The organism is Asticcacaulis sp. AC466, assembly GCF_000495815.1.
Classification (GTDB): domain Bacteria; phylum Pseudomonadota; class Alphaproteobacteria; order Caulobacterales; family Caulobacteraceae; genus Asticcacaulis.
The window spans coordinates 1-19,082 of record NZ_AWGE01000015.1; the positions used below are offsets into that span (position 1 = coordinate 1).

16 protein-coding genes are annotated in these 19,082 nt (G+C 58.9%); 11 read left to right on the forward strand and 5 right to left on the reverse strand.

The annotated features are described in order from the left end of the window. Positions 1 to 225: transposase (locus tag AEAC466_RS37265; protein ID WP_023459003.1), on the forward strand; the 225-nt coding region annotated here is incomplete at its 5' end. Between the two features lie 182 nt (positions 226 to 407). Here AEAC466_RS37265 and AEAC466_RS37270 read toward each other — a convergent pair. Both AEAC466_RS37270 and ftrA read right to left on the reverse strand, forming a co-directional pair. After that, positions 408 to 734: an antibiotic biosynthesis monooxygenase family protein gene (locus AEAC466_RS37270; RefSeq protein WP_023459004.1), complete on the reverse strand. Its 327-nt coding sequence runs from the start codon at positions 732 to 734 to the stop codon at positions 408 to 410. After that, positions 731 to 1,708: a transcriptional regulator FtrA gene (gene ftrA / locus AEAC466_RS37275; RefSeq protein WP_023459005.1), complete on the reverse strand. Its 978-nt coding sequence runs from the start codon at positions 1,706 to 1,708 to the stop codon at positions 731 to 733. The genes AEAC466_RS37270 and ftrA overlap by 4 nt, the downstream gene beginning before the upstream one ends. Before the next feature lie 432 nt (positions 1,709 to 2,140). On the opposite strand from ftrA, the gene rplJ reads away from it, so the two are divergent. From rplJ to AEAC466_RS44560, 9 genes are all read left to right on the forward strand, one after another. Further along, on the forward strand, positions 2,141 to 2,653 hold the full coding sequence (gene rplJ, locus AEAC466_RS37280; protein ID WP_023459006.1) for a 50S ribosomal protein L10: 513 nt from the start codon (positions 2,141 to 2,143) through the stop codon (positions 2,651 to 2,653). Between the two features lie 43 nt (positions 2,654 to 2,696). Further along, a complete protein-coding gene (rplL, locus tag AEAC466_RS37285; RefSeq protein WP_023459007.1) occupies positions 2,697 to 3,080 on the forward strand; it encodes a 50S ribosomal protein L7/L12 in 384 nt (127 codons plus the stop codon). Between the two features lie 369 nt (positions 3,081 to 3,449). After that, complete coding sequence (rpoB, locus tag AEAC466_RS37290; RefSeq protein WP_023459008.1) at positions 3,450 to 7,523, forward strand: DNA-directed RNA polymerase subunit beta; 4,074 nt, start codon at positions 3,450 to 3,452, stop codon at positions 7,521 to 7,523. 85 nt (positions 7,524 to 7,608) lie between these two features. Continuing rightward, the gene (gene rpoC / locus AEAC466_RS37295; protein ID WP_023459009.1) at positions 7,609 to 11,796 is read left to right on the forward strand and encodes a DNA-directed RNA polymerase subunit beta'; all 4,188 of its coding nucleotides are present in this window, start codon (positions 7,609 to 7,611) and stop codon (positions 11,794 to 11,796) included. Between the two features lie 273 nt (positions 11,797 to 12,069). After that, positions 12,070 to 12,963, forward strand: a complete 894-nt coding sequence (locus AEAC466_RS37300) for an alpha/beta fold hydrolase (protein ID WP_023459010.1) — start codon at positions 12,070 to 12,072, stop codon at positions 12,961 to 12,963. A 73-nt stretch (positions 12,964 to 13,036) separates the two neighbouring features. After that, positions 13,037 to 14,164 (forward strand): catalase family protein, encoded by a 1,128-nt coding sequence (locus AEAC466_RS37305; RefSeq protein WP_023459011.1) that lies wholly within the window; start codon positions 13,037 to 13,039, stop codon positions 14,162 to 14,164. Between the two features lie 61 nt (positions 14,165 to 14,225). Next, positions 14,226 to 14,675: a hypothetical protein gene (locus AEAC466_RS37310; RefSeq protein WP_023459012.1), complete on the forward strand. Its 450-nt coding sequence runs from the start codon at positions 14,226 to 14,228 to the stop codon at positions 14,673 to 14,675. A gap of 3 nt (positions 14,676 to 14,678) precedes the next feature. After that, positions 14,679 to 14,885: a helix-turn-helix transcriptional regulator gene (locus tag AEAC466_RS37315; protein WP_023459013.1), complete on the forward strand. Its 207-nt coding sequence runs from the start codon at positions 14,679 to 14,681 to the stop codon at positions 14,883 to 14,885. Then, on the forward strand, positions 14,882 to 15,031 hold the full coding sequence (locus tag AEAC466_RS44560; protein WP_023459014.1) for a hypothetical protein: 150 nt from the start codon (positions 14,882 to 14,884) through the stop codon (positions 15,029 to 15,031). Before AEAC466_RS37315 ends, AEAC466_RS44560 begins: the two co-directional genes overlap by 4 nt. Here the strand turns inward: AEAC466_RS44560 and AEAC466_RS37320 are convergent. After that, the gene (locus tag AEAC466_RS37320; protein ID WP_023459015.1) at positions 15,028 to 16,218 is read right to left on the reverse strand and encodes an NAD(P)/FAD-dependent oxidoreductase; all 1,191 of its coding nucleotides are present in this window, start codon (positions 16,216 to 16,218) and stop codon (positions 15,028 to 15,030) included. The two genes, AEAC466_RS44560 and AEAC466_RS37320, sit on opposite strands and share 4 nt — an antisense overlap. Positions 16,219 to 16,319: 101 nt before the next feature. Between AEAC466_RS37320 and AEAC466_RS37325 the strand changes: the two genes are divergently transcribed. Then, entirely contained in the window at positions 16,320 to 16,625 is a 306-nt protein-coding gene (locus tag AEAC466_RS37325; RefSeq protein ID WP_023459016.1) for an SCP2 sterol-binding domain-containing protein, read from the forward strand. A gap of 30 nt (positions 16,626 to 16,655) precedes the next feature. Here AEAC466_RS37325 and AEAC466_RS37330 read toward each other — a convergent pair whose 3' ends face one another. After that, positions 16,656 to 17,345 carry an MBL fold metallo-hydrolase gene (locus AEAC466_RS37330; protein ID WP_023459017.1) on the reverse strand — a complete coding sequence of 230 codons (690 nt, stop codon included), beginning with the start codon at positions 17,343 to 17,345 and terminating at the stop codon, positions 16,656 to 16,658. Positions 17,346 to 17,431: 86 nt separating this feature from the next. Continuing rightward, positions 17,432 to 19,078, reverse strand: coding sequence for an amino acid permease (locus AEAC466_RS37335; protein WP_023459018.1), 1,647 nt, complete (start codon positions 19,076 to 19,078; stop codon positions 17,432 to 17,434). Positions 19,079 to 19,082: the final 4 nt, after the last annotated feature.

Below are 19,082 nucleotides of genomic sequence, written 5' to 3' on the forward strand. Positions count from 1 at the left end.
AAGGGCGCCACGGCAAAGACGATCAAGCGGACTGAGCGCAGCAACAATCGCAAATCCAAGGTCCGCGCCCACATCGAGCACGTCTTCGCGGTTCAAAAGCAGAAGATGGGCTTGGTCGTCCGCACGATCGGCATCGATCGCGCCAAGCTCAAGATCGGCATGGCCAATATCGTCTACAACATGAGGCGATTTATGTGGCTCGAAGGCCGAAGTGTGCCTGCGTAGGAGGACCGAAGCCGAAAAACACCACTCTGGCGCCGAAGAACGCGCCGAAATAGGCCTCCAAACGGCCCGGCATGACCTGAAACTCGCCGCACGCCGCCGATCAGACCCGTTGATAGAGGTGTCCAGTTGGTATAACTGCCTGTCATGCAGGAAATAATTGGCAACACCCGCTATGACTTACGCTATTTACGCCGGCCATAGGCGCGCTCGACGCGAGCGATCCGTACTTCGTAATGGTCATACCACATATCGCGGCCGGCTTTTTGAGCCGCCATGTGGTCGACGACGCGCTTCCAGTTGCGGATGGCGTCCTCATTTTCCCAGAATGAATTGGTAATGCCGAAGCCGTCGGCGCCGCGCACGCTTTCAACGCCGAGATAGCCCGGCTGTTTAGCCGCCAATTCGATCATGCGGGTCGACATGTCGTTATAGCCCCATTCTTCCTGGGTGCGTTGCGAACTGAAAGTGACGACATAGTAGGGCGGGGCGGGCAGGGTGGCAAAGGTCATGCGGAGGCTCGGCTGAAGGTTTGACGGTAGGCGGTTGGGGTCGTGTTGAGATGTTCGCGGAAATGGTGGCGCAAATTGGTCGGGCTGCCGAAACCGGTATGTTCGGCGATGCGCTCTATGCTGATGTCGCTGGTTTCCAGGTGATCCTTGGCCTCGCTCAGACGGACATGCAGCAGCCATTTGGCCGGCGTCATACCTGTGGCCTCACCGAACCGTCGCAAAAAGGTGCGCTCACTCATGCCGGCGCGGCGGGCGAGGTCGGGGATGCGATGTTCCTTGTGCAGATGCGTGCGCATATAGTCGAGCAGAGGTCCCAGGCGATCGCTCTCGTAATGGGTTGGCACGCTGCGTTCGATGAATTGCGCCTGACCGCCGTCACGGTGGGGCGGCACGACGAGGCGGCGCGCGACGGTATTGGCGGCAGCGGGACCGAAATCACGCCGAATGAGATGCAGGCACAGGTCGATACCGGCGGCGCTGCCTGCCGATGTCATGATCTGGCCTTCGTCGATGTAGAGGACGTCAGGGACAACGTCGATGTCGGGATGGAAGGTTTTGAGCTGCTCGGTATACTTCCAGTGGGTCGTGGCGCGCAGCCCTTTCAACAGGCCACTTGCGGCCAGCACGAAGACGCCCGAACAGATGGTTAGGATACGGGCGCCGCGTCGATGGGCGGCGATCAGCATGTCAGTCACTTCATGTGGAACGGGTCGATCTATGGGCCAGCCAGGCACGATCACGGTTCCGGCGCCCTCAAAAACGTGCATTCCGCCATCGACGTGGATTTTCAATCCGGCGGTCGTCTGTGCCGGTTGACACTCCAGGCCACCCACCGCGAACTCATACCAGTTAGGTCCCATTTCCGGGCGGTCGAGGCCGAACACTTCAACCGCTATGCTGAATTCGAACAGCGGCATGCCATCAAAGGCGAGGAGCGCCACTTTACGATTGGGAAGGGACAATGACTTTGGCATGATTCTGTCTTTAGATGTCAGTTCTGCCATCTTCAAGGGCGAAATGGCCGGGATGAGGCGGTGACTCAAGTCAGGTCAGCCCCTGTCGTTGGCGGATATAATGAAAAATGTGTGCCCAGCCTTGATATTTGTGCGCTTTGCCTGTAATAGGCGCGCCTCGGCTTGAAGGAAGCAATTCCTTCGTGTCGTTCTGTCCGAGACCTTCGGGGATCAGGGGCCACCTGATCCATAATGTGCGAGAGCCCTTGCACGCCGAATTGAGACGGGACGCGAACCGCCAAACAGAATTCCCGTGCCGCCTTAAAAGGTCGCGCGTCTCTGTGGTGATCAGCATCTCATCTGGACAGTAACCTTCACGTTCCATTCGGGACGCGAAGGCTTTTGTTTGTTCTGCGGGTTTTCCGCAGGACGTCACCCCCATGGAGGCCAGCAATGGACCGCGCAAAAAAGGCCGAGTCGATCGAAGAGCTGAAAAGCGTCTTCGCAAACTCCGGCGCCGTGGTTGTTACCCAGTATACGGGTATGACCTTTGTGGAAATGTCTGAACTTCGCAACCGCCTCCGCAAGGAAGGCGCCGTTGTGAAGGTGTTCAAGAACCGTTTGGCTCAAAAGGCCCTGGATGGCAAGGTTGGCGAAAAGGGCGATGCCCTGTTCAAAGGCCCGGTCGCCCTGGTCTATTCGGCCGATCCGGTTGTTGCCGCCAAGGTTTCCGTTCAATACGCCAAAGAAAATGACAAGCTCAAGATCATTGGCGGCATCATGGACACGGAAGTCCTGACCGAAGCCGGCGTAAAGTCGCTTGCGACCCTGCCGTCTCTGGACCAGCTGCGTGGCAAGCTTATCGGCCTGCTGCAAGCCCCGGCGACCAAGATCGCTGGTGTTCTGCAAGCTCCGGCCGGCGCCGTCGCTCGCGTCATTGGCGCGTACGCTGCCGCGAACGCCTAATCAGACCCTTTCACTCAATACACTCATCTTTTAAGGAAATCACATGTCTAAGTTGGAAAAGCTGGTCGAAGACCTGTCCGCCCTGTCCGTCCTGGAAGCCGCTGAGCTCTCCAAGCTGCTCGAAGAAAAGTGGGGCGTTTCCGCCGCTGCTCCGGTTGCCGTCGCGGCTGCCGCTCCGGTCGGCGCTGCTCCGGCCGAAGCTGCCGAAGAGCAAACCGAGTTCACCGTTGTCCTGACCGACGGCGGCGACAAGAAGATCAACGTGATCAAGGAAATCCGTGGCATCCGTGCAGACCTCGGTCTGAAGGAAGCCAAGGACCTGGTCGAAGGCGCTCCGCAGAACGTTAAAGAAAACATCTCGAAGCAAGAAGCTGCCGACATCAAGAAGAAGCTGGAAGACGCCGGCGCCAAGGTCGAAGTTAAGTAATTTCGGCTTTAGCCAACGTCTGAAAAATTCAGGTCCGGAAGTTCGCTTTCGGGCCTGTTTTTTATTCAAACGAAAATAATTGACGTCGCCTCTTTACATGCCGCGGCAACGGGCGTATGTGACGCTCCCCCATAGGGCGTATTGCGCCTTGTTTCGGGGCCCGAATGCCGGTCTTATGCTCTTTCTACCGGCGAAGGGTTTGATCCGAATCTACGGATCATCACACAGCGTCTTTGGCTACACAGCCATAAAAGAGCAGGCGCAAGGCAAATTTTTCGGCCGAAAACCGGCCCAAACCCAACCCTTCGCGCGCAGTTTACTCTGCATAATTTTGATCACAATCAGGCGTTTATAACGCAAGGAAAAACGATGGCCTTATCGTTCACCCAGAAGAAGCGGATTCGTAAGTCTTTCGGCCGCATCCCCGAAGCTATCCGCATGCCCAACCTCATCGAGGTGCAGCGCTCGTCGTATGAGCAGTTCCTGCAACGCGATGTTCGCCCGGCCAACCGCATCGATGACGGTCTGGAAGCGGTTTTCAAATCCGTTTTCCCGGTGAAGGACTTCAACGAGCGTGCCACGCTCGAATACGTCTCCTATGAATTCGAAGAGCCCAAGTACGATGTCGAGGAATGTATCCAGCGCGACATCACCTATGCTGCGCCGCTGAAGGTCAAGCTGCGCCTGATCGTTTTTGAATCCGACGAAGAAACTGGCGCCCGTTCCGTCAAGGACATCAAGGAGCAGGACGTCTATATGGGCGATATCCCGCTCATGACCGACAAGGGCACCTTTGTCGTCAACGGCACCGAGCGCGTCATCGTTTCGCAGATGCACCGGTCTCCGGGCGTCTTCTTCGACCACGACAAGGGCAAGACCCATTCGTCGGGCAAGCTGCTGTTTGGCGCGCGCGTCATTCCGTACCGCGGTTCGTGGCTCGATTTCGAATTCGATGCCAAGGACATGGTCTATGTCCGTATCGACCGTCGCCGCAAGCTGCCGGCAACGTCCTTCCTCTATGCTCTGGGCATGGACGGCGAAGAAATCCTGACGACCTTCTACGACGTTGTGCCGTACGAAAAGCGCGAAGCCGGTTGGGTCACGCCTTACAAGTTCGAACGCTGGCGCGGCGTGAAGCCGGAATTTGACCTGATCGACGCCGATTCCGGTGAAGTGGTCGCTCAGGCCGGCACCAAGATTTCCGCCCGCGCCGCCAAGAAGCTTGGCGACACGGTTAAGTCTCTGCTGCTGAGCCAGGACGCCTTGGTCGGCCGTTATCTGGCGCGCGACGCCGTCAATTTCGCGAACGGCGAAATCTATGCCGAAGCCGGTGACGAGCTTGATGCCGCCGCCGTAAAGACGCTGGAAGAGAACGGCTTCACCACGGTGGACGTGCTCGACATCGACCACGTAACCGTCGGCCCCTACATGCGTTCGACCCTGCGCGTTGACAAGAACAACTCGCGCGAAGACGCCCTGTTCGACATCTATCGCGTCATGCGTCCGGGCGAACCGCCCACGATTGAAGCCGCAGACGCCATGTTCAACTCGTTGTTCTTCGAGCTGGAGCGCTACGACCTGTCGAGCGTTGGCCGCGTCAAGATGAACATGCGCCTGGAACAGGAAGTCGCTGACACCGAGCGCGTTCTGCGCAAGGACGACATCCTGAAGATCCTCAAGATCCTGGTCGGGCTGCGTGACGGCCGCGGTGAAATCGACGATATCGACAATCTCGGTAACCGCCGCGTCCGTTCGGTCGGCGAATTGCTGGAAAACCAGTATCGCGTCGGTCTGCTGCGTATGGAACGCGCCATCAAGGAGCGCATGTCGTCGGTCGATATCGACACCGTCATGCCGCATGACCTGATCAACGCCAAGCCGGCCGCCGCCGCTGTCCGCGAATTCTTTGGTTCGTCGCAGTTGTCGCAGTTCATGGACCAAACCAACCCGCTGTCGGAAATCACGCACAAGCGTCGCCTTTCGGCGCTTGGCCCAGGTGGTCTGACGCGCGAACGCGCAGGCTTCGAAGTCCGCGACGTTCACCCGACCCACTATGGCCGTATCTGCCCGATTGAAACGCCCGAAGGCCCGAACATCGGCCTGATCAACTCGCTGGCTACTCACGCCCGGGTCAACAAGTACGGCTTTATCGAAAGCCCGTATCGCAAGGTCGTGGACGGCCAGGCTCAGGAAGAGGTCGTCTATATGTCGGCCATGGAAGAGTCCAAGCACGTCATCGCTCAGGCCAACATCACCATGAAGGATGGCCACATCGTTGAAGACCTGGTTCAGGGTCGCGTCAACGGTGAACCGGGCCTGCAACAGGCATCGACCGTCGATTATATGGACGTGTCGCCTAAGCAGGTTGTTTCGGTCGCCGCCGCGCTCATCCCGTTCCTTGAAAACGATGACGCCAACCGCGCGCTGATGGGATCGAACATGCAGCGTCAGGCCGTGCCGCTCGTTAAGGCGGATGCGCCTTTCGTCGGTACCGGCATGGAAGAAGTGGTTGCCCGCGATTCCGGCGCTACGGTCGCCGCCCGCCGTACCGGCGTGGTCGAGCAGATCGACGGCACGCGTATCGTTGTCCGTGCAACCGAAGAAAGCGATCCGAACAAGCCGGGCGTCGATATCTATCGCCTGTCGAAGTTCCAGCGCTCCAACCAGAACACCTGTATCAACCAGCGCCCGCTGGTCCGCGTGGGTGACAAGGTGTCCGCCGGTGACATCATCGCCGACGGCCCGTCGACCGACCTGGGCGATCTGGCCCTGGGCCGCAACGTCCGCGTCGCCTTCATGCCGTGGAACGGGTACAACTTCGAAGACTCGATCCTGATCTCTGAGCGTATCGTTCGCGATGACATCTTCACCTCTATCCACCTGGAAGAGTTTGAAGTCATGGCCCGCGATACCAAGCTTGGGCCCGAAGAAATCACCCGCGACATTCCGAACGTCGGTGAAGAAGCTCTGCGTAACCTCGACGAAGCGGGCATTGTCGCCATCGGCGCCGAAGTCCAGCCGGGCGATATCCTGGTCGGCAAGGTGACGCCGAAGGGTGAAAGCCCGATGACGCCGGAAGAAAAGCTTCTGCGCGCCATCTTCGGTGAAAAGGCCTCCGACGTGCGCGATACCTCGCTGCGCCTGCCGCCAGGCGTTGCCGGCACCATCGTCGAAGTCCGTGTCTTCAATCGTCACGGCGTTGAAAAGGACGAACGCGCCCAGGCTATCGAGCGCGCCGAAATCGAACGTCTCGGCAAGGACCGCGACGACGAACTGTCGATCCTGGAACGCAACATCTACGGTCGTCTGAAGGAACTGCTGCTCGGCAAGGTCGCCGTGTCCGGACCAAAGGGCATGGGCCGTGGCGAAGTCACCGAGGAAAAGCTGGCCGAGGTCTCCAAGGGCCTGTGGTGGCAGGTTGCCCTCGAAGACGAAAAGATCATGGCCGAACAGGAAGCCATGAAGCGTCAGTTCGAAGACGCCCGCAAGCGTCTGGATCGTCGTTTCGAGGACAAGGTCGAAAAGCTGCAACGCGGTGACGAACTGCCCCCGGGCGTCATGAAGATGGTCAAGGTGTTCGTGGCGGTGAAGCGCAAGCTGCAACCGGGCGATAAGATGGCCGGCCGTCACGGAAACAAGGGGGTTATCTCCAAGATTCTCCCGGTCGAAGACATGCCGTTCCTGGCCGATGGTGAACACGTCGACATCGTTCTGAACCCGCTGGGCGTGCCTTCGCGCATGAACGTCGGTCAGATTTTCGAAACCCACCTGGGTTGGGCCTGCGCCAATATAGGCAAGCAGATCGCGGCGTTGCTGGAAGACTGGCAGCATGGCGGTCAAAAGCAGGCGCTGATCGATCACCTGCACGGTGTCTATGGCAAGGATCAGGAACTTCCGGAAACGGATGAAGAACTGATGGACCTGGCCCGGAACCTGTCGCGCGGCGTGCCGATCGCGACCCCGGTATTCGACGGTGCGCATATCAGCGACATCGAAGACATGCTGGAGTTTGCCGGTCTCGATCGTTCGGGCCAATCGATCCTGTTCGATGGTCAGACGGGTGAGCAGTTCAAGCGTCCGGTCACCGTGGGCATCATCTACATGCTGAAGCTCCACCACCTGGTCGACGACAAGATCCACGCCCGCTCCATCGGGCCATACTCGCTCGTCACCCAGCAACCGCTGGGCGGCAAGGCGCAGTTCGGTGGTCAGCGCTTCGGGGAAATGGAAGTCTGGGCTCTGGAAGCGTATGGCGCCGCCTACACGCTGCAGGAAATGCTCACCGTCAAGTCGGACGACGTGGCGGGCCGCACCAAGGTTTACGAAGCGATCGTCCGTGGCGACGACAGCTTCGAAGCCGGTATCCCGGAAAGCTTCAACGTTTTGATCAAGGAAATGCGTTCCCTGGGTCTGAACGTCGAGCTGGAAAACGGGCAGGGCTAAGAGACGCGGGGAGGGCGCAAATCCTCCCCTGATCCCTAACCGCATTGAATTTTTTACGGGCCTCGCCCAAATTGGAGTCACTGGAATGAACCAGGAAGTCCTGAATATCTTCAACCCGGTCCAGGTCGCCCCGACCTTCGACCAGATCCGCATCACCCTGGCGTCGCCGGAAAAGATCCTGTCGTGGTCGTTCGGCGAGATCAAGAAGCCGGAAACCATCAACTATCGTACTTTCAAGCCGGAACGTGACGGCCTGTTCTGCGCCCGTATCTTTGGTCCGACCAAGGACTACGAATGCCTGTGCGGTAAGTACAAGCGTATGAAGTACAAGGGCATCATCTGCGAAAAGTGCGGCGTCGAAGTGACGTTGTCGCGCGTTCGCCGTGAGCGCATGGGCCATATCGAGCTGGCCTCTCCGGTCGCTCACATCTGGTTCCTGAAGTCGCTGCCGTCGCGTATCGCCATGATCCTCGACATGGCCTTGAAGGACGTCGAGCGCGTTCTGTACTTCGAAAACTACATCGTCACTGAGCCTGGCCTGACCTCGCTGAAGCAGCACCAGTTGCTGTCGGAAGACGAATACTACCGTTGCCAGGAAGAATTCGGCGATGACAGCTTTACCGCTGAAATCGGCGCCGAAGCCGTGCGCAACATGCTCATTGCCATGAACCTGGCCGAGATTGCCGAGAAGATCCGCAGCGATCTGGTAGACAACACCTCGGAAATGAAGGGCAAGAAGCTCTCCAAGCGCCTGAAGCTGATCGAAAACTTCATGGAATCCGGCAATCGCCCGGAATGGATGATCTTGACCGTTGTGCCGGTCATTCCGCCTGAACTGCGTCCTCTGGTTCCGCTTGATGGCGGTCGTTTCGCCACGTCCGACCTCAACGATCTCTATCGCCGCGTCATCAACCGGAACAACCGTTTGAAGCGCCTGATGGAACTGCGCGCGCCGGATATCATCATCCGCAACGAAAAGCGCATGTTGCAGGAGTCGGTTGACGCCCTGTTCGATAACGGCCGCCGCGGTCGTGTCATCACCGGCGCCAACAAGCGTCCGCTGAAGTCGCTGGCCGATATGCTAAAGGGCAAGCAAGGCCGCTTCCGTCAGAACCTGCTTGGCAAGCGCGTCGACTATTCCGGCCGTTCGGTCATCACCGTCGGTCCGGAACTGAAGCTGCACGAGTGCGGCATTCCGAAGAAGATGGCTCTGGAACTGTTCAAGCCGTTCATCTACGCCCGCCTCGACGCCAAGGGCCTGTCCGGTACGGTCAAGCAATCCAAGCGCATGGTCGAACGTGAGCAGCCGCAAGTGTGGGATATCCTCGAAGAGGTCATCCGCGAACACCCGGTCATGCTGAACCGCGCTCCGACCCTTCACCGTCTCGGCATTCAGGCGTTTGAGCCCAAGCTTATCGAAGGCAAGGCCATCCAACTGCACCCGCTCGTCTGTTCGGCCTTCAACGCTGACTTCGACGGTGACCAGATGGCCGTGCACGTGCCGCTGTCGCTCGAAGCCCAGCTTGAAGCGCGCGTCCTGATGATGTCGACCAACAACATCCTGTCGCCCGCCAACGGTCGTCCGATCATTGTCCCGTCGCAAGATATCGTCCTCGGCCTCTACTACCTCTCTCTGGTGAAGGACGGCGAAATCGGCGAAGGCATGATCTTCTGCGATCTCAACGAAATCCAGCAGGCGCTCGACTCGAAGGCCGTGTCCATGCACGCCAAGATCAAGTGCCGCTTCACCCAGAAGGACGCAGATGGCGTCGTGCGCACCAAGGTCGTTGACACGACCCCGGGCCGCATGAAGATCGCTGCCCTGCTGCCGCATAACGAAAACATCGGCCTTAAGGTTCTGGACAAGACCCTGACCAAGAAGGAAATCGGTAACCTCATCGACATCGTCTACCGCCACTGCGGTCAGAAGGCGACGGTGATCTTCGCCGACCAGATGATGGCGCTGGGCTTCAAGGAAGCTGCCCGCGCCGGTATCTCCTTCGGCAAGGACGACATCGTTATCCCCGACACCAAGAAGGGTATCGTCGATGAAACCCGTCATCTGGTTGAAGAATACGAGCAGCAATACGCCGACGGTCTGATCACCAAGGGTGAAAAGTACAATAAGGTGGTTGATGCCTGGTCCAAGGCGACCGACCGTGTGTCGGATGAAATGATGAAGGAAATCAGCCGCAAACATACGGACGCCGATGGCCGCGAAAAGGAGATCAACTCGATCTACATGATGGCCAACTCCGGCGCCCGGGGTTCGCAGGCCCAGATGAAGCAGCTCGGCGGTATGCGCGGCCTGATGGCCAAGCCCGACGGCTCCATCATCGAAACGCCGATCATCTCGAACTTCAAGGAAGGCCTGTCGGTTCTGGAATACTTCAACTCGACCCACGGTGCTCGTAAGGGCCTCGCGGATACCGCGCTGAAGACCGCCAACTCCGGCTACCTGACTCGTCGTCTGGTCGACGTCGCCCAGGATTGTATCATCATGGAAACCGACTGCGGCACCACCAAGGGCATTACGCTCAAGGCGGTTGTCGAAGGCGGTGACGTGCTGGTCTCGCTCGGTCAACGTGTTCTGGGCCGTACCACGGCTGAGGACATCAAGGACGTGGCGACCCAGGAAGTCGTGATCGAGGCCGACACCTATATCGACGAAAATGTAGTGGACCTCATCGACGCCGCCGGCGTGCAATCGGTCAAGGTTCGCTCCGTCCTGACCTGTGAAGCCGAGCTCGGCGCCTGTGCGGCCTGTTATGGCCGTGACCTGGCTCGCGGCACCCGCGTCAACATGGGTGAAGCGGTTGGTGTCATCGCGGCTCAGTCGATTGGTGAGCCTGGTACCCAGCTGACCATGCGTACCTTCCACATCGGCGGTACCGCTCAGGTCGCCGAACAGTCGTTCTACGAAACGACTTCGGATGGTGTGGTCAAGTTGTCGACGGCTCCGACGGTTAAGGGCTCGCATGGCGATCTGATCTCCATGTCGCGTAACTTGATCATCACCATCCATCACGATGGCAAGGATCGCGAAACTTACAAGGTGCCGTACGGCTCACGTCTGCGCGTCACCGCAGGCGCGACGGTCAAAAAGGGCCAGCGTCTGGTGGAGTGGGATCCGTACACCACGCCGATTATCACGGAAGTCGGCGGTAAGGTCCGCTACGAAGACCTCAATGAAGGTCAGACGGTGCGTGAGGAAACCGACGAAGCGACCGGTATCTCGAACCGCGTCGTGGTCGATTACCGCGCGTCCAAGGGCGCCGAACTGCGTCCGAGCATGGGTATCACCGACGATGCCGGCGCCTACAAGAAGCTGACCAATGGCGGTGACGCTCGTTATCATCTGCCGGTCGGAGCCATTCTCTCCGTCGGTAACGGTGATGAGGTCAAGCCGGGTGACATCGTCGCCCGTATCCCGACCGAAGGCGCCAAGACCCGCGACATCACCGGTGGTCTGCCGCGCGTCGCCGAACTGTTCGAAGCCCGCCGTCCGAAGGATTGCGCCGTCATCGCCGAAATGGATGGCCGCGTTGAATTCGGTCGCGACTACAAGAACAAGCGCCGCATCAAGATCACGCCGGAAGGCGAGGGCGAAGCCGTCGAATTCCTGATCCCGAAGGGCAAGCACATCTCCGTCCATGACGGCGATTTCATCCAGAAGGGCGACTACATCATCGACGGCAACCCTGATCCGCACGATCTGCTGCGCATTCAGGGCGTCGAGGCGCTGGCCGAATACCTGGTCAACGAAGTGCAGGAAGTCTATCGCTTGCAGGGCGTGCCGATCAACGACAAGCACATCGAAGTCATCGTGCGTCAGATGCTGCAGAAGGTCGAAATCCTCGATGCCGGCGATACGGGCCTCATCAAGGGCGACCATCTCGACAAGGCGGAAGTTGACATCGAAAATGCCAAGGCTGAAAAGCGTGGCGGTCGGCCGACCCTGACCCAGCCTATCCTGCTGGGTATTACCAAGGCCTCGCTGCAGACCAAGTCGTTCATTTCGGCCGCGTCCTTCCAGGAAACGACCCGCGTTCTGACCGAAGCCTCGGTTCAGGGCAAGATCGATACCCTGGATGGCCTGAAGGAAAACGTCATCGTCGGCCGTCTGATCCCGGCCGGTACTGGCGCCTATCTGCGCCAACTCCAGCGCGTCGCCATGAAGCGCGACGAGCAACTGTCGCATCAGCGCGAAGAGGCCATGGAGCCTCTGCCCGCCGAAGTGCTGCTTGAAGGACCTGTGGACGCCGGCGAATAAGCCGTCTTCAGAGACATAAATGATAAAGCCTCCGTGCTTAGGTGCGGGGGCTTTTTTCATGTCTGAAATCTGTCCAATTGTTAACTGGTCACAGGCAACCGCTCTTTATAGCTTCGCCTCATGACAAGGCTACCGTGTTCCAGATTCGCATTTGCTCTTGCTGCTGCCTGCCTGGGCCTCGCCGGTTGCAGACCGGAGACAGCGCCAGCAGCTCAGCACGCCGTGGCGGAGGGACTGGAAACACCCCGCCCTTCGGGACCGTTTGGTGTTGGTGTGGTTGAACGGGATGGCCGCTGGTTGATCTACTATCCGGCGGAAATGAACCATACAGCACAAGCGGCGCCAGCCCTGCCCAAGGACCACATCGCAGACTTGAAGCGCCGATTCGGGTCGGTGGTTTCGCAGGCATTGGAGGCAGGCATGGGGTTCGCGGTAGCCAACGCGCACCCGGCGACAGGGGCGCGGCCCGTGATCGTATTCGCGCCGGGTTGGCATATGATGGCACAGGACTACCGCGCTGTGCTGGAGGATATTGCCAGCCGCGGATACGTTGTTATGGCGCTGGAGAGGCTGCCGGAAAGCCAAACACCGCCATACGCTGCCACGGCGCGAGCGCTTACAGAAGGCGAGGCGCTTGCCGCCGGAATCGCCGCCGACCGTATGGATTGGCTAAATGCGGCAATCGATTCCCAAAAAATTGTTTTTGTGGGGCACTCGGTGGGCGGTGCGGCCGCGGTGCTGGCGGCAAGCAGGAACCCGACGGTCAAGGGCGCCGTCAATCTCGACGGGGATTACGCGAATGAGGCCGCATCAGCCCGGCCCACTGTCCCTGTCTTGTATATGCTCAGTTATGCGCCGGACGAAGCCGCGTCGAGTATTGCCCGCCGGGCTGAGGTCTGGCGTCAGGTGAAAGCGAAATCATCCGCGCCGCTTGCCCTGCAAGTCCAGGGCTTTCGCCATTTGAATTTCATGGATGCTGCGCTTCTGGCCGAGCAGGTCCCCCTCAAGGCGCGTGCCAATGGCTTCGGCTATTATATTCCCGCCGCGGGGCTACGCATGACGGCGGACCTTGTCGCGGCCTTTTGCGATGAATATGGGAACGGTAACGGGTGGGCCTTGGCGCAAAAACGCGTGCATTGGCGCGACGCAATTCCCTTGGCGGATTAAAGCGCGGACCGGATCGATTTTTTACGCCGAATAGCATCAGCTCGCGGGCAGCCGTCGTGAAAAGGAACGCAGTATGGATCCGGTTATCTACACACCCGATATGGAACACAGTATCGACGACGAGGCGGAGATTAATGCGCATCTGGCGGATACCTTGCTGAAGATCAGCAAACAGACAGAAGCCGACGGGTTTCATGGCCTGCGCAGCGTTCATGCCAAGAGCCACGCCTTGCTGGTTGGTGAACTCGAAGTCGCGTCCGACCTGCCACCGCATCTCGCTCAGGGGCTTTTCGGTCATGCCAAAACCTATCCGGTCGTAATGCGGTTTTCGACGACACCCGGCGACATTCTGCCCGACAGTGTATCAACCCCGCGCGGTCTGGCCATCAAGGTGGTGGGGGTCGAAGGCGCGCGCCTGCCTGGCTCCGAACCCGATGTGACGCAGGATTTTGTCATGGTCAATGGCCCGGCATTCCAGACATCCAACGCAAAGTCCTTTCTCAACAGCCTGAAATTGCTGGCGGCTACGACGGACAAGGCGGAAGGCGCCAAGGTCGCTTTGTCCGCGGTAATGCGTGGTACTGAAAAAGTCATCGAGACGTTCGGTGGCAAGAGTACCTTGGTTCGTGGCCTCGGCGGCGAACCGGCCAGCCATCCGGCCGGCGAAACCTACTATACCGGTGTACCGATCCTCTATGGTCGCTACATCGCCAAACTTCAGGTCGCGCCGGTATCTGAAAACCTGACCATGCTGGCGGATCAGGCGATCGATATCACCCATGGCCAGACGCCCATCCGTGACGCCATGATCGAGCATTTTGCACTGTATGGCGGTGAATGGGAGGTGCGCGTTCAACTGTGCACTGACCTCGATACCATGCCGGTCGAAGACGCGGCAAAAGTATGGCCGGAAGACCAAAGCCCCTATGTCACGGTCGCCAGGTTACGCGTGAAGTCTCAGACGGCCTGGAGCGAAGAACGATCCCAGGCTGTGGATCACGGCATGTCGTTTTCGCCGTGGCATGGGCTTGCGGCGCATCGTCCGTTGGGCTCGATCATGCGGTTGCGAAAGTCTGCTTACGAAGCTTCGGTGCAGTTCCGGTCGGTGCATTCAGGGCATCCGGTTGTCGAACCCAGGTCATTTGACGGCCTGTTTACCGATGAGCCGGCATCGGAGCTGACGGATGTTTATTACCCCTGAAACGCTTGACTCCATGTAACCTATAAGTTACAAATAACCTATAGGTTACATGGAGGGTGCTATGTCAGAAAATGAACGCCTTATCAAGCAGGCAGAACACATGGGCGGCCTACGCCGCCTGCTACTGATCGGCCAGGCTGTCGGTTATATTGGTTGGATTGGGTCACGGGGGCTGGGCTATGTCCAAGCCCTTAACATTGATCCGCTTCTTCTGATGGTGGTACAAAATCTGTGCTGGCCGTTATGGGGAGCTAGTCTGTTGGCAAGCCTGTGGCTGATGCGTCGCACACCCAAGAACCGCCAACTCAGCGCGCTACTGGATGATGAGCGCACAGCTGAGCTGACCAAAAAGGTCTTCCAAATCAGCTATTGGGTCCTGTTGATTGCCGTAGCGCTTGTCTATGCCTCTACGTTTGTGACCGACGTCGATATACGCGCCGTAGCGCCAATCCTGCTGTCGCTCGGTGTCGCGGTCCCGTCACTGACCTATGCCGCTCTTTATCGCGGCTGATCGATGAGCGTTCTGAAAAACCGGTTAAAAGAACACAGGTCCGCGCGCAACCTGACCCAAGCTGATTTGGCGGTTATGGCGCAGGTGTCGCGCAAGACAATAAATACCATTGAGAACGAAGTCTTTATCCCATCCACGCTTCTCGCCTTGTCTCTGGCTCGGGTGCTGGACGTCAAGGTCGAGGACCTGTTTTACCTGGAGGAGACATGAAACTGCGCACATGGGGACGTAAGCCGGACCCTCGTAAGCTGGAAAGCGATCGGAAGCGTCAGCAATCGATGATCTATACGGCCATTTATGGCGGCAGCGCGGGCGTCCTTATGATGGCCTTAGCGGCTTCGGCCCTGTCGCGCTAAACCGCCTGGCCGGCCGCCCAACCCGATGACCACGCCCATTGGAAATTGTATCCGCCCAGCCATCCCGTCACATCGACGCATTCGCCGATGAAGTACAGGCCCGGCTGAAGCTGGCTTTCCATGGTCTGAGAGGACAGGCCACGTGTGTCGATGCCGCCCACGGTGACTTCGGCCGTCCGGTAGCCTTCTGTGCCGTCGGGGATAAAGGACCAGCGATTGACGGCATCGGACAGGGTCTGCATCACGGTCTTGCCAAGGTCAGCCATGCGCGCCTCCGGTGACAAGGCGTGCCAGTCCAGAATCCGATCGGACAGGCGCCGCGGCAGAAACTCCGCAAACGCATTGCCAAGTGTTTGCTTGGGCCGGTCCTTGCGATGCGTCTGCAAGGCTTCGAACGTGTCTGTTCCCGGCAACAGATCGACCTCCACCGATTGTCCCGGCTTCCAGTAGCTTGAAATCTGTAACACCGCCGGTCCCGACAGGCCGCGGTGCGTAAACAAGAAGCCATCGGTAAAGCGCGTCTTGCCGCAGCTAACGCGCGCGGTCAGCGATACGCCGGACAACCCGTCTATGGCGGCGAGCCTGTCACCGCCGAAGGTAAAGGGTACGAGCCCAGCCCGGGTATCGGTGATGTCATGGCCGAACTGGCGGGCTATGTCGTAGGCCAGACCGGTGGCGCCCATTTTCGGGATCGACAACCCACCGGTGGCGACCACCAGCTTGCTGCAGCGTAATTGACCCTGCGAGGTTGCGATTTCGAACCCATCGTCCCGACGGCTGACGCCGGTAATGTCGACGCCCAGATGCAGGTCGGCACCGGCCTGGGTCAGGTCATCGATCAACATGTCAATGATGTCGCCCGCCGACGTTTCGCAAAACAATTGCCCCTCGGTCTTTTCGAAATAGGGAATCCCGCGCGCGATGACGCGGTCGAGGAAATCCCAAGGCGTAAAGCGTTTCAATGCCGAGATGCAAAAGTGCGGGTTTTGCGACAGGAAGTTTTTAGGGGTGGCCTGCAAATGGGTGAAATTGCATTTGCCACCGCCCGATATCCGGATCTTTTCGGCCGGTTTTCGCGCGTGATCCAACACGATCACCCGTCGTCCGCGACGGGTGGCTTCTACGGCGCACATAAGTCCTGCCGCGCCTGCGCCCAATATGACAACATCGAACCTGACTTCGGCCATTCGCAAATATTTCTCTCAACTTGACCCAAGGTCTATCTTGTTCGCGCCGCAACTTACGTTAAGGTCAGCCGCAACCCTGTACCACAAAACCGGAGGCGAACATGTCCGATCTCGAAACCATTACCCAAAAAATTGCTGGCGCCGTTGGTGAAAATTCCGGCCTCGGCAAGATCATCAAGGTCGACTTCGGCGACGCCGGCAAGATTTTGATCAATGCGGCTACCGTTCCGAACGTGGTCAGCAATGATGACGGCGAGGCCGACACGACGATTCAGATTTCCATCGACGACCTGAAAGCCATGGCTACTGGCAGCCTTGACCCCATGATGGCCTTCATGATGGGCAAGATGAAAATCCAGGGCGATATGAGCGTTGCCCAGAAACTGGCGCCCCTGCTTAAGGGCTAAGCCTGTGTCTTGGCTGAAAAGCCTATGAAATCAGCCGGGCCCATGCGTATTGGGCCCGGCGTTGCTTACCACGCTGTCGGCCACGAACGGATTGGTTTGCCGTTCGACGTTGAAACTCGACATCGGGCCGTGCCCCGGCACGAAGCGCACATCGCCCAGCGGCCATAGCTTTTTCGTAATCGCGTTGATGAGATCGGCATGGTTTCCGAGTGGGAAATCCGTGCGCCCGATCGATCCCTTGAATAGTACGTCACCCACCTGAGCGAATTGTGACGGGGCGTGGTAAAATACAACATGCCCGGGGGTGTGACCGGGGCAATGAATAACGTCCCAGGTGGTCTCGCCCAGCGTAACCGTGTCGCCATCTGTCAGCCAGCGGTCCGTGGTGAAGCTGCGCATGTCCGCAATGCCGTAGCGCTGTCCCATGGACGGAATGGTGTCGATCCAGAACTGGTCGTCCTCATGCGGCCCTTCTATCGGCGCACCGGTTCGCTCCTTGAGTTCAGCCGCGCCGCCGGCATGGTCGGCATGGCCATGCGTTATCCAGATTTTTTCGACCGTCAGACCGCGACGCTGTATTTCCTCCAGAATCGGATCCAGATCGCCACCCGGATCGATGATGGCGGCCTTGTTCGTCTTCGTGCACCACACCACCGTGCAGTTTTGCTGAAGCGGGGTCACGGGCGCGACGAACAGACGGATTGGGGGCGTTTCAGACATGCGGGCTCATTACAAAAAGGGTTCTGATAGCAAAAAGGGCTCCGGCACATATAAGCGCCGGAGCCCTTTTTGTCATATGACAACGACTATTTCTTTACATCGTCCACGCCGTGGCCCAGGGCCTCGGCAACGGTTTCCAGTTCGTCGTCTTCGGAAATGTCGATGCCCTTGGCCAGCTTGGAATGCCAGAAGCCGTAGCCAGCATAGATCAGCAGGCCGACCAGCGCGTAGCAGACCAGGATGGTCAGCGGCAGGGTATTGCCCCGCTTGTAGTGATCGATCATCGGCGAGAAGTTTTGGTAGGCCAGGAACAGGCAGGCCAAAATACCGAGCACGGCAGTGACGATGCCGCCGGGCACCTTGAACGGGCGCTCCATTTCCGGATGCTTGACGCGCAGGTAGATGACCGACAGGCAGACGATAGAGAAAGCAACGGCTGTCCCGAGGCTGACCAGGTCGCCGAGCAGCGAAATCGGCAGGAAGGAGGCCGCCACGGCGATCATGATGCCGAGCAGGATGGTGCCGAGCCACGGGGTGCGGAACTTACGGTGGATCTTGGAGAAAACCGCAGGCAGAAGGCCGTCACGCGCCATGGTGTAGAAGATGCGGGTCTGGCCGAAACACAGCACCAGCATGACCGAGCTGAGCCCGGCGACGGCGCCGACCTTGATCAACAGGCTGATGGCGTTCATCTGACCGCTTTGGACATAGGGCCACGGGAAGTTGGCCCAGGTCAGGGCCATGTGGTCGATGGCGACGGCGATAGGAGCCGGGCTGGCCAGTTGCAGGTAAGGAACCACACCGGTCATGACGGCGGCAACGGCCATGTAGATGATGGTGCAGATGATCAGCGCGCCCAGGATGCCGATGGGCACATCGCGCTTCGGGTTCTTGGCTTCGGCGGCGGCGGTGGAGACGGCTTCGAAACCGACATAGGCGAAAAAGATGATGGCCGCGCCACGGAAAATACCACCGACGCCGAATTCACCGGGGTTGCCGGTCGCTTTCGGGATGAAGGGGTGCCAGTTGGCTGGATTGATGTAGGAGATGCCGACGGCGATGAAGGTGATCAGGACGATAATCTTCAGGATCACGATGGCATTGTTGACGTTGGCGGATTCGCTGACGCCCAGCACAAGCAGGCCGGTGACCAGCGCAATGCCTATGGCGGCGACCAGGTTGAATGTGCCGGTCATCGACATGGTGGTGTGTCCGGCGGCATCAGCGGTCGCCTGAACCAGCGGCGTGGCCCACATGACGGCAGCATGGTCTCCGCCCGGTGCCCCCGCAATCGCCGGGAAATGGACGCCGAAATCACCCAGCAGGCTGACGACATAGCCGGACCAGCCAACGGCGACGGTAGAGGCGGCGATACCGTATTCCAGCACCAGCAGCCAACCCATAATCCACGCGGCATATTCGCCGAGCGTGCCGTAGGCGTAGGTGTAGGCCGAGCCCGAAACGGGCATGGTCGACGACAGCTCAGCATAACAAAGACCTGCCAGAGCGCAGGCGATACCGGCCACGACAAAGGAGATCATGATGGCCGGACCGGCATTGGCCGACGCGACCTGACCGGTCAAAACAAAAATGCCGGCGCCAATAATGGCGCCGACACCCAGCGACATGAGATTAAGCGGCCCAAGCGTGCGCTTGAGCGGACTTTTTGCTGCCTCTGTCTGGATTTTGAGAATCGACTTTTTTAGACCAAGTCGATTGAAAATATTGGCCATCAGA